This window comes from Neisseriaceae bacterium (assembly GCA_016864895.1).
Lineage (GTDB): Bacteria > Pseudomonadota > Gammaproteobacteria > Burkholderiales > Neisseriaceae > QFNR01.
Map to the genome: position 1 here is coordinate 228,908 of CP046107.1, position 12,619 is coordinate 241,526.

General features: G+C 31.7%; 9 protein-coding genes. 3 read left to right on the forward strand and 6 right to left on the reverse strand.

The window, feature by feature from the left end:
• Positions 1–6: 6 nt before the first annotated feature.
• From gltS to GKC53_00930, 4 genes are all read right to left on the reverse strand, one after another.
• Positions 7–1,257 (reverse strand): sodium/glutamate symporter, encoded by a 1,251-nt coding sequence (gene gltS, locus GKC53_00915; GenBank protein QRN40727.1) that lies wholly within the window; start codon positions 1,255–1,257, stop codon positions 7–9.
• 706 nt (positions 1,258–1,963) lie between these two features.
• The gene (locus tag GKC53_00920; protein QRN40728.1) at positions 1,964–3,358 is read right to left on the reverse strand and encodes an adenosylhomocysteinase; all 1,395 of its coding nucleotides are present in this window, start codon (positions 3,356–3,358) and stop codon (positions 1,964–1,966) included.
• A 447-nt stretch (positions 3,359–3,805) separates the two neighbouring features.
• Positions 3,806–4,531 (reverse strand): bifunctional 2-polyprenyl-6-hydroxyphenol methylase/3-demethylubiquinol 3-O-methyltransferase UbiG, encoded by a 726-nt coding sequence (ubiG, locus tag GKC53_00925; protein ID QRN40729.1) that lies wholly within the window; start codon positions 4,529–4,531, stop codon positions 3,806–3,808.
• Between the two features lie 11 nt (positions 4,532–4,542).
• Complete coding sequence (locus tag GKC53_00930; protein ID QRN40730.1) at positions 4,543–5,850, reverse strand: TRZ/ATZ family hydrolase; 1,308 nt, start codon at positions 5,848–5,850, stop codon at positions 4,543–4,545.
• 123 nt (positions 5,851–5,973) lie between these two features.
• Between GKC53_00930 and lepA the strand changes: the two genes are divergently transcribed.
• The 3 genes from lepA to lepB (GKC53_00945) are packed head-to-tail and all read left to right on the forward strand — an operon-like array spanning position 5,974 to position 9,730.
• Positions 5,974–7,773, forward strand: a complete 1,800-nt coding sequence (gene lepA, locus GKC53_00935; protein ID QRN40731.1) for an elongation factor 4 — start codon at positions 5,974–5,976, stop codon at positions 7,771–7,773.
• Positions 7,773–8,726 (forward strand): signal peptidase I, encoded by a 954-nt coding sequence (gene lepB / locus GKC53_00940; GenBank protein ID QRN40732.1) that lies wholly within the window; start codon positions 7,773–7,775, stop codon positions 8,724–8,726. The genes lepA and lepB (GKC53_00940) overlap by 1 nt, the downstream gene beginning before the upstream one ends.
• 11 nt (positions 8,727–8,737) lie before the next feature.
• Positions 8,738–9,730, forward strand: a complete 993-nt coding sequence (lepB, locus tag GKC53_00945; GenBank protein QRN40733.1) for a signal peptidase I — start codon at positions 8,738–8,740, stop codon at positions 9,728–9,730.
• Positions 9,731–10,224: 494 nt separating this feature from the next.
• On the opposite strand, the gene GKC53_00950 is transcribed toward lepB (GKC53_00945), so the two are convergent.
• Both GKC53_00950 and hscA read right to left on the reverse strand, forming a co-directional pair.
• A complete protein-coding gene (locus tag GKC53_00950) occupies positions 10,225–10,725 on the reverse strand; it encodes a disulfide bond formation protein B (GenBank protein ID QRN40734.1) in 501 nt (166 codons plus the stop codon).
• 33 nt (positions 10,726–10,758) lie between these two features.
• On the reverse strand, positions 10,759–12,618 hold the full coding sequence (gene hscA / locus GKC53_00955) for a Fe-S protein assembly chaperone HscA (GenBank protein QRN40735.1): 1,860 nt from the start codon (positions 12,616–12,618) through the stop codon (positions 10,759–10,761).
• Between the last annotated feature and the right edge of the window lies 1 nt (position 12,619).

A 12,619-nucleotide genomic window follows, 5' to 3' on the forward strand; every position in this document is an offset into this window, starting at 1 on the left:
TAGTGTTCAAACTAAAAAATACTGGAAAATGGTTAAAACAACGGTATTGATAATATCAACAAAGAAAGCTCCTGCCAATGGAATAATTAAAAAAGCTTTTGGTGAAGGGCCAAATTTCTCAGTAAGTGCCTGCATATTAGCAATAGCAGTGGGTGTTGCACCTAGACCAAATCCACATTGACCTGCACAGACAATCGCTGCATCATAGTCTCTACCCATTACATTGAAGGTGATAAAATAAATATAGAGCAAGGAAAATAGTGTTTGAATTAATAACACAATCAGAACGATATAGCTTAAACCAGATAGTTGGTACAGTTTTAGAGAAATGAGTGCAACAGCTAAAAACAGATATAAAGTAACATTACAGATCACATCAATATTTCTATCAAATACATGATAATTAAAAACATGACCCAAAGTATTTCTTAAAATAACTCCTGTAAATAGAGCCCAAACAAAGGCAGGAACCTTAATAATACTGGTTGGATAATTGGTATTTAAAAAATTGGTAATAAAATAAGAAGCACTCAAACATAATGCGACCATTCCCAATACTTCCAAAGTAGAGCTGGCAGTGATTAAACGAACCTTAGTTCCACCTTCAGATGAAACAGAGTTTTCATTCTTGCTTTGAGCAATTTCTACCTTTGAAGGAAGCGTCACCTTACCCTTACGCATTAATAAATTGGCTATAGGACCACCAAGTAATCCACCAGCCACTAACCCGTAGGTAGCTGCTGTCATGCTTATAGTAGAAGCACCTATTAAACCATAGTTTCCTTCGAAAAAAGAGCCCCAACTGCCCGCTGTGGAATGTCCTCCCACTAAAGGTATAGAGCCTAATATCAAGCCATGTAACGGTTTTAGTGGTTCAAAAAAATAAGTAGACATTACACCTATTATATCTTGTAAAAATACAAAAAATATTAGAGAAATCACAAGAATCACTAAAGGTTTCCCACCTTTAACTAGGCTTTTAAAATCAGCACCTAATCCAACGGATGCGAAAAAAGATAGCATACAGAAATTTTTCAAGCCTTCATGAAATTGAAATTCAACGCCATGAGTATAATATAAAATTAAAAGTAGAAAAGAGACAACTAAACCACCAGTTACAGGTTGTGGAATGCTATATTTCTTGAGAAAAGTTATTTTCTCAGTCAAAAAATGGCCTAGTGTGATGACTAGTACCGCTATAATGAGTGTATAATATGGATTAACAACAAAGTTAGTAATGTTTGATATTGGTTCCATGTTTAGTCTCCCATAAAATTGAATTTTTCAAAAGTCGTACACCACTATATTGGCTTTTCTCCTTTAAGTGTTTATTAATACCTATAAATTAGATCAATTACTCTAAATATTTTACTATGAATGTAACAAAAAATCATCTCAAAAGCAATGTAATTCATCTAAATGAACATATGGTTATCATAGTAGTTGCAATGATTCAACCACACTCCAACTAACTTAGATATTTTTTTAACATAAGTGTCAAGTTTATTGGATAGATAATAAAAATTAAATTCTGTTTTCCCTGATAATTATATTAAACACCTGCTGAAAATCAATTTGTAATACTTGTCACAATCCACTGATATATCACATATACCATAACGTAAAATCTAAATTAATTTTATTTATACATTATATTCAAATAGACAAGTTTATGACCAATCAATTTCTAATAGCTGGATTAATTTATCTTAGTTATGACCAGCCATTAACTTCATCTTGTGAGGAAGTATAATATCCGGATATAGTCTCAATGGAGTTCTTGATTTAAATATTTTACTAGTTCACATTTCATTTATCCAAAAAGAAACCCCATACGATTGTTCGTACAACACTAATTCAATAAATTTCTCTGGTATTTCCTGAACAGGATATGAGGTAATTTTGATATCCTGACAAATAATATTCAATTAAGTATCATAAATCCTAGTATATTACTTACTCATTAATAACGATAATGTTCAGATTTGTAAGGGCCATCAATATTCACACCAATATAATCTGCCTGTTCCTGAGTTAATTTAGTTAGTTTAGCACCAATCCTGCCTAGATGTAGCTCTGCAACTTTTTCATCTAGTTTTTTTGGTAAAATATAAACCTGGTTTTGATATTGATTTTCTTGGGTAAATAGTTCGATTTGTGCTAATACCTGATTAGTGAAACTATTACTCATCACAAAACTAGGATGACCCGTAGCACAACCTAGGTTAACCAAACGTCCTTCAGCTAGTAGAATAATACGATTGCCACTAGGTAACGTAATGTGATCAACTTGTGGTTTAATATTTTCCCATGGATATTGTCGCAATGATACGACATCAATTTCACTATCAAAATGGCCAATATTACATACAATAGCTTCATTTTTCATTGAAATCAAATGGTCATGGGTTAATATATTGATATTGCCTGTGGTAGTAACAAAAATATCTCCCTGACTAACAACATCATCCATATGTACAACACGATAACCTTCCATTGCTGCTTGTAAAGCACAAATAGGATCAATTTCAGTAACCCACACTGTAGCACCTAAACTCCTTAAACTTTGGGCACAACCCTTACCTACGTCACCATAACCTGCCACAACTGCGATTTTGCCTGCAATCATCACATCAGTTGCACGTTTTATGCCATCAATTAAGCTTTCACGACAACCGTATAAATTATCAAACTTAGATTTGGTTACGCTATCATTGACATTAATAGCAGGGAAGGGCAACTCACCATTAGCTTGCAATTGATACAAACGATGAACACCTGTAGTCGTTTCCTCAGTAACCCCTTTAATTTTTTCCAGACGTTTAGAATACCAATGTGGATCTTGTTCCAAATGTGTTTTAATACTAGCAAATAAAGCTTTTTCTTCTTCATTATTAGGGTAGGCAATATAATCAAGATCTTTTTCTGCTTTTGAACCCAAAATAAGTAACAAAGTAGCGTCTCCACCATCATCTAAAATCATATTGGCCAATTCCCCATCAGGCCATTCAAAAATTTTATGTATATACGCCCAATAATCTTCCAATGATTCACCTTTGTAGGCGAAAACTGGGATGTCTGCTTCCACCATAGCTGCAGCAGCCTGATCCTGTGTAGAAAAAATGTTACAAGAAGCCCAACGGATCTGAGCCCCTAAAGCAATTAGTGTTTCCATTAATACAGCAGTTTGTATCGTCATATGAATAGAACCAGCAATTCTAGCCCCTTTTAATGGTTGCTGATCTTTAAATTCTTTACGAATTGCCATTAACCCAGGCATTTCAGTCTCTGCAATATCAATTTCTTTTCTTCCCCAAGCAGCTTGATTTATGTCTGCGATTGCATAATCATCTATCATTTGATTCTCTCAATTAAAATTTTTAGCAGCTGATTATAAACTGAATCATCAGGATACAAAAGCTGAGAACCTATTTTATTTTCTTTATCTAAAATAAATAATGATTGGATATTGTTAGAAGTACTGCAGAATTAAGTAACAGGCCAATCACTGATAGTCGAATAAAAAAATTTCTGACAATAGGTTTAAACATGATCTACATAAATTCGTCCACAGAAATGCTATACGGATATTTTGATCAAACAATTTTTCTATCTAATTTCGTACTATGAAATAAGGATAAAACATAACTAAAAATACCGAAGGATGGATATTAGATTACAAAGCAAAATACCACATATTGACATTTTGGATAGTTGACGAAAGTTAAAAGAGAATATGAGGATACAAAATTATTATGTTTTAAAATAATCATTTTTGATTTAGCATAACACAATACTAGAAATTCTATACCAAATTATTTTTCTTTCTAAATACAATCATATAATTTACATCCACTTTAGGAGTTAAAAAATAATCTTGAGTAATTGGGTTATAGGAAAACCCAGACATACCTTCGATATCTAAATTATTATTTCTCGCCATGCGCGCTAAGGTAGCAGGTGTAATAAATTTAGAGTGTTCATGGGTTTTTTTTGGAACCAATTTCAAAATATATTCAGCAACGATAATAGCTTGTAAATAAGATTTAATATTTTTGTTAATAGTGGACATAAATAATAAACCATTAGGTTTTAATAATTGTGTACAAGCTTTAACTAATCTTTCAGGTTCAGGCACATGCTCTAACAACTCCATACAGGTGATCACATCAAATTCATCTGATTTTTCTTGGGATAATTGTTCTACGTCTATCACTTGATAATCGATAGCTAAATCCTGTCTTTCTGCATGTAGTTTAGCTACTTCAATTGAATCATAAGCCAAATCAATACCTGTTATTTTCCCACCTGATTTGGCTAAAGATTCCGTCAAAATCCCACCACCACAACCAACATCTAGAATATTTTTATTATTTAAACCAGTATATTTTTGGATAAAAGAAAAACGCAACGGATTAATATCATGTAAGGACTTTAAAGGACCATTTCTATCCCACCATTTATCAGCTAATTGACCAAATTTATCTACTTCCTCATGACTAATGTTTGCCTTTATAATGTCATTTTCCATTTATTCTATCCTTATGTAATTAATTTTTTTTGCCAATGTTTAGCTTTTTTATGTAACTCTTTGACAGCAATATTAGTCAATACTCTATTTTTTAATACCCGACGACCGTTAATCCAAACATCAGAAATATTTTCTCTACCTAAAGTATAAACCAAATGAGAAATAGGATCATAAACAGGTTGATTTTCTACTTTCGAAGTATCTACCGCAATTATATCAGCATGCTTTCCAACACAAATCGAGCCCACTTTGTCATCAATATGTAAAGCACGAGCACCGTTAATAGTAGCCATTTTTAATGTTTCATAAGCAGATAAATCAGTTGGTTGCTTAGAATAACCTTTTGCAATTAATGAGGCAAGACGCATTTCAGAAAACATATCTAAACGGTTGTTAGAGGCAGCACCATCTGTGCCCAACCCTACATTAACGCCTTGTTCTAGTAAAGTAGAAATAGGGGCAAAACCAGAAGAAAGTTTCATATTAGAGGATGGATTATGGGAAATACTCAGACCAATTCTTTGAGCTCTTTGTATTTCATCATTACTCAGAAATACCATATGTGCAGCAATCAAATTAGCTTGTAATATACCTAATTTTTGTAATCGATCAAAAGGACGTTCATTATATTTTTCCACACTTTGTTGAATTTCTGTTTCCGTTTCATGGATATGACAATGAATCAACATATCCTCTTGCTCACTAATTTTAACTATTTTTTTAAAAGTTTCATCAGTAACAGTATAAGGTGCGTGTGGTGCCAAGGTAAAAGTAATAAGAGGTTCTCCAGTAAATTTAGCCCTTTCTTCTAGTGATTTTTTTATATATTCCTTGGAATTTTGAGCATAGTTAGTTGGAAATTCTAAAATAGAACAACCTACAAATGTTCGCATACCCATTTCAATACCAGCTTTAGCGACCCCGCTATGAAAAAAATACATATCATTAATAGTAGTCGTACCACTTAAAATCATTTCTGCCATGGCTAATAAAGAACCATCATAAACAAATTTCTCACTAACAAACTTCGACTCTAGGGGCCATATATGCTTATTTAACCAATCCATAAGAACTAAATCATCAGCATAACCACGAAAAAGTGTCATAGCACTGTGCCCATGTAAATTTATAAACCCGGGCATTAAAATATGGTTTCTTAATTCAATTTTCTTTTCAAAATTTGTTTTTTTAATCTCTTTAGGAGATAAAATTGCTTCGATAATATTATTGTTTAATACAATCCCATAATCCTCTAAGATAGGGTTTTTATCCTCCATTGTGACAATCCATTTAGCTTGTATTAATCTCTTTTTTGACATAATTTATATTCCATTTAATCTTATCGATCTAATTATACCTTAGTATTTTAATGATTTTATACTGCATGTTTTTTCAAAATCAGCTAAAATCAAACATTTTTAAATTGATTCGTTGAAAAACTTATGAAAAACATACGTAATTTTTCTATTATTGCACATATCGATCATGGTAAATCAACTTTAGCTGATCGTTTAATTCAACACTGTGATGGTTTGCAAATGCGTGAAATGAGCTCTCAAGTATTGGATTCTATGGAAATTGAAAAAGAAAGAGGAATTACTATTAAAGCTCAGACTGTTGCTTTAAATTATACAGCTAAAGACGGTAAAACTTATTTACTCAATATGATTGATACACCAGGACATGTAGATTTTTCTTATGAAGTTTCTCGTTCATTATCTGCCTGCGAAGGTGCTTTGTTGGTTGTTGATGCTTCTCAAGGGGTTGAGGCACAAACAGTCGCTAATTGTTACACTGCAATTGATTTGGGAGTGGAGGTTTTACCTGTACTAAATAAAATTGACTTACCCAATGCAAACCCAGATAGAGTAGCTCAAGAAATTGAAGATGTTATAGGAATTAATGCAACAACAGGTACAGTACAATGTTCAGCAAAGACAGGTGAGGGTATTGAGGATATTTTAGAGTTAATCATCAATGAAATTCCAGCTCCAAAAGGTGATAAAAATGCCCCATTAAAAGCTTTAATCATTGACTCTTGGTTTGATAATTATGTCGGTATAGTAATACTCATTCGTTTGATTGATGGAGAGATTAAACTCAAAGACAAAATACAGTTTATGTCCACATCAACTACAGCTTTGGTTGAGCAACTTGGTGTGTTCACCCCCAAGTCTGAAAGTAGAAAAGAATTAAAAGCTGGAGAAGTTGGCTTTGTTGTATCAGGAATTAAGGAATTGAAAACAGCAAAAGTTGGAGATACCATTACTTTAGTAAATAATCCTGCTGATAGACCATTACCAGGTTTTAAAGAAGTGCAGTCTCAGGTATTTGCAGGTTTATATCCAATAGAATCGAATGAGTATGACAATTTAAGAGATGCCTTAGCAAAGTTACAATTGAATGATGCATCTTTACATTTTGAAGCAGAAGTATCTCAAGCCTTAGGGTTTGGTTTTCGATGTGGTTTTTTAGGTTTATTGCATCTAGAAATTGTACAAGAACGGTTAGAACGAGAATTTGATGTTGATTTAATTACCACAGCACCAACCGTGGTATATCAAGTCCTGCTAAAAAATGGTGAAAAAATAGAAGTAGAAAACCCTTCTAAATTACCTGACGCAGGGTCTATTCAAACTATGTTTGAAAGGATTATTACAGCTTCTATCTTAGTCCCCCAAGAATATGTGGGGGCTGTCATGACATTATGCAATCAAAAAAGGGGCATACAAACCAACATGCAATACCTAGGTCGTCAAGTTATGTTGACCTATGATTTACCCTTAAATGAAGTAGTTATGGACTTTTTTGATAGATTAAAATCAACTTCAAGAGGTTACGCTTCGTTAGATTATCATTTTAAAGAATTTAGAGCAGCTGATTTAGTTAAATTAGATATTTTAGTTAATGGGGAAAAAGTTGATGCCTTGAGCTTAATTGTACATAAACAATCTGCTCAATTTAAGGGACGTGAATTAGTGAATAAAATGCGTGAATTAATTCCTCGTCAAATGTTTGATATTGCAATACAAGCAGCAATTGGAGGACACATTATTGCCAGGGAGACAGTCAAGGCTTTACGTAAAAATGTACTGGCAAAATGCTACGGTGGAGATATCACTCGAAAGAAAAAATTATTGGAAAAACAAAAAGCAGGTAAGAAACGTATGAAACAAGTAGGTAATGTAGAAATTCCTCAATCTGCCTTTTTAGCAGTATTACAAATTGGAGATCAAAAATAATGCCTGTGTCCCTATCTTTTATGGGATTATCTCTGATATTGGTTGCTTCAATACTTTTACGGCATCATACACAAAAAAATTTAATTGATTTTCAACAAAAATCCATCTGGCTAATTTGCTTACTACTAGTAGGAATATTTATATTTCTACTTAGTTTCTTTTCTTTAACCCAAGTTTTATGGTGTCTTATAGTTACTGGATCAATTTTTTTTATATGGGATAAAATCCCCCCAAAACATAATATTCAGTCACTTTATATTCAGTCACTTTCAAAAACGATCGGTGAAGTGTTACAAAAACTACTGCCTTGGCTTTTATTATTAGCCTTATCCCATTCATTTTTAGCAAGTTTTTATTATATCTCTTTTAATTCTATGGCACCAACTTTAAAAGAAGGTGATATTGTTGTAGTGTTACCAAAAAATTCAATTTATTTTTCGAATAAAGGTCAAAAAGAATCTATTCAAAAAGGTCAAGTGATTGTTTTCCGAGATATAAAACAAAAAATCAATTTAATTAAAAGAGTCATTGGTATACCAGGAGACACAATAACTTATGGTGATAAAACACTATTAATCAATGGTCAAAAAATAAAAAAGAAATTTATTAATAAAATTTTAAATACAGATTTGAAAAAATTAAGTAAAATAGAAGCACCGCATGAATTGTCACAATTTGAACAAAATATTGAACTAAACACATTTAATATTTTTGAAGATGAAAACTTACTTAATAATGAGCTATTAATAAAAGATAAAAACTGCATTCCAGTGGAGACATTTATTCAATGCAGCATTCCAAATGATCAATATTTTGTTTTAGGAGATAATAGAGACCATAGTTTGGATAGTCGACATCATGGATTGATTAATAAAAAAGATATTTATGGGAGAGCTGTTTTCATATTAATGAATATATCTCAATTTAATCGTTTTTTTGAAAAAATAAGATAAAGGAAATACAAGTGTTCGGTGGTTTATCGTTTTTAGTTGTAGGTTGTGTTTTATTATTTTTAGCTATTATCCTATTCTTTATGGCAGATAAAACTGAGTTAGTTGAAGAGGGGAACCTACCAGTTTTAATTGATTGGTCTTTTTTATTATTAGTTATTGCCATATTTTGTTTATTGTCTGAATTTTTCAGTTTTGCCACTGTATTTTTTGTGATGACAATATTAACCGGCTTGTTTTATATCATTTATCATCTCTACCGTAAATCTAAACAAACAGATATCGAAGAATTATCTCTTTGGCATTTGGTTGATTATTTTAAGGGTTTTTTCTGGATTTTCTTGATTATTTTTGTCATTCGTTCTTTTATTGTTGATTTAAGTATTATTCCTTCCAGTTCTATGAGACCTGGATTAGTAGTAGGTGATTTTGTTCTAATTAACAAATATAATTACGGGATAAAAATACCTATTTCAAATAAAACATTAATCACTAATAACCCCGTAGCAAGAGGTGATATTATTGTATTTAATTTTCCACTAAATAGAAAAATTCAATATGTTAAACGAGTTATTGGTGTGCCTGGAGATAAGATTGAATTTAGGGACAAAAATTTGATTATTAATGGACAAGAAATTAGTAAAAAATTATTGGGAATAGGGGAATATCTTGAAAATTCTTATAACGTTGCCACACCTTACACTATAAAGGTACAAGAGTTTCATCAAAAAATTGATACTACAGAATTCAATATTTATGAGATTCCTAATCGCCCAACATTAGATGGGGATAATGTGAAGCCTGAAAATCCATGTATTATTGAAAGTAATAATGGAATTGTATGTGAAGTTCCCAAAGGTAAATATTTTGTCTTGGGTGATAATCGAGATAATAGTGAAGACGGACGTTATTGGGGTTTTGTAGATGAATTGGATATTCAGGGCAAAGCTTTCTTTGTATGGATGAATTTCAAAGAACCTAAACGTATTGGCACTAAAATTAAATAAAAGAAATAGTAAAATATAAGATTAACTGACAAACTTATTGATAATCTTAAGTATTTAAAAAATCTACCTTGAATCTGATATTAGATATTTTTAAATATTATAGAGGAAAGACAGTGCAATTAACTGATTTGTGGGATAAATGACCTTGTAAAATTTTATCCCATTGTTGGATTTGTTATTGTTATGCATAGAAAAATAAGATGTAGCAGGGGGATTGAGAGTAGAAGCAGGAAATGATTATCTATTAGATATTTGTTATAGTGGAAAGCATCAAAAAATTTGGAAAATTTTATCTTATATCTTTCCTAATTAATCAAAATTTTGTGAATACTCTCGCTTAAACAAATATAACATTGAATAATATAGCTATTGGACATACTATAAAAATAAATAATTATGTGGTTTTTAGGTTTTGTTATGTTGCTAAATATTTTTGGTATACTCAAAACAAAGCTAAAATAAATATAAGCTTGTTCCTAAGAAAAGATTGATTATTAAATATAATCTTTATTAGTAATACCCAATATGGCCAGCAATGCAATCATGACAAACATGACTAAACTCCAAAAAGGTAAAGGAATATAAAATAATTTTTCCACCACTGCGCATTCACCTGAACCATTAAACACTTTCTGTAATACAACAAAATAAGAATTATTTTCTATTAAAAAATTTAATCCAGGTCCACATGATGGAACTTGATCCACTGGAAGATGCTGTAAATATATTTGTCTACCGGCAGAAACAATACCAAAAGCACATGGAATCAAAATTAGGACGGCAGAAATGATCTTGGTAAGCATCTTTTTATGAGAAATTAATAAAAGAACCAATACTACAAGACCAGTTACTATAACTGCTACTCTTTGGAAAATGCAAAGTGGGCATGGGTTATAATAAAAAACGTATTGTAACAAAAAAGATGCACCTGCTCCTAACAAGCAGATAAAGAAAATGATGGCCAATACAAAGTTATAACTACAATTTTTTCTCATTAAACAAATTCCTTGATTCACTGTTAGTTCCTATTAAATATTATTAATATGTTCACCTGATAATATATCATAAATATTTTTATCCATGCGCCTAGCTGCAAAGTTCTCGGTGACATGAGATAAATCATCAATACAAGCACGAATAACATCAATTTGAAAACTTTTGGATGCTGTCTTTAAATTCTTAATAGATGTTTGGATCATTTGATTTTCTTCTGATGTTAATAAATCAGCATCTGTTTTAAGTGCTACTAGTACTGCATTAATCAAACTTTCTGCTTCAGTTAATGCTTCCTTTAAATTTCTTTTTTGAACATCTTCACTTGCATTTGTAATTGAGTCTTGTAACATTCTGGTAATTGTTTCAGTATCCAAGCCGTAAGAAGGTTTAACTTCGATGTGTTGAACTCGTCCTGTAATGCTTTCTTTTGCTATCACACTTAATAATCCATCAGCATCAATTTGGAAAGTAACTAGTACTCTGGCGGCACCAGCTACCATAGGGGGAATACCACTCAATGTAAATTTAGCTAAACTTCTATTATCAGACACTAAATCTCTTTCTCCTTGAATTACATGTATCATCATAGAACTTTGTCCATCTTTAAAAGTTGTAAACTCTTGAGATTTAGCAATAGGAATAGTACTATTTCTAGGAATAATCTTTTCTGTCAATCCACCATAAGTTTCAATACCCAAAGAAAGGGGAGTGACATCAAGTAATAACCAATCATCTTGCTTATTATTCCCTATCAATAAATTAGCTTGTTTTGCAGCACCAACAGCAACAACAGTTTCAGGATTAAGATTGTTTAATAATTCTTGTCTAAAAAAATTACTTAAAGTTTTTTGTACATGTGGCATTCTTGTCGAACCGCCCACCATGATAACACCTTTAATATCATCCAAGGTTAATTTGGCATCTTTTAAAACCAGCTTTACTGAGTTTAATGTTTCATCAACTAAAAATTGAGTTAATTGAAAAAATTTATCTTGATCAAGTGTAAACTCAAATAACTCCTCTGAGCTCAAAGTACATTGAATCACAGCAGATTTATTGTGAGTTAAATGTTCCTTTAAAGATCTAGCCAGAGAATAAATCAATTGTGTATCTTGCAGACTTAAATTTTCTAATTTATTTTGCTTGATCAGATAATCCACTATTTGTCTATCAAAATCATCTCCACCAAGACCAGTATTCCCTCCGGTTGCTAATACTTTAAACAATCCATTGGATAATTCTAATACTGAGACATCTAAAGTACCACCTCCTAAATCATAAACAATAAAACGGCCTTCAGATTTGTTTTCTAAGCCATATGCAATCGCAGCTGCAGTTGGTTCATTAATTAATCGAAGCACATTAACACCTGCCAATTTTGCAGCATCTTTAATTGCTTGACGTTGAGCATCATTAAAATAGGCAGGAACTGTAATGACAGCACCAGCAACATTCTCACCTAAATTTTTTTCAGCTCTTTGGTATAGTACTTTTAAAATTTCACTTGAAACCTCAATAGGCGTTTTAATACCTTGTCTTGTTTTATATTTAATAATATTGTTATTGGGTATAAACTCATAAGGTAAATTATCTATGATAGGAATATCTGCTAAAGTTTTCCCAATCAATCGCTTAGTTGAACTAATAGTGTTCAGTGGATCAAATTGTTGTGCGCTCAAAGCATCAAAACCAACCTCTATCTGATGATTATCACAATACCTTACGACTGAGGGGAGAACATTTCTACCATTTTCATCTTTAAGACAAATAGTTTCAGAATTTTTAGTAGTTGCCACTAAACTATTTGTTGTTCCTAGATCTATTCCCAAAGCAAACCTATCCTCGTAAGGTTTTGAACTCTGATTAGGTTCTGATATGTGTAATAAAGCCATA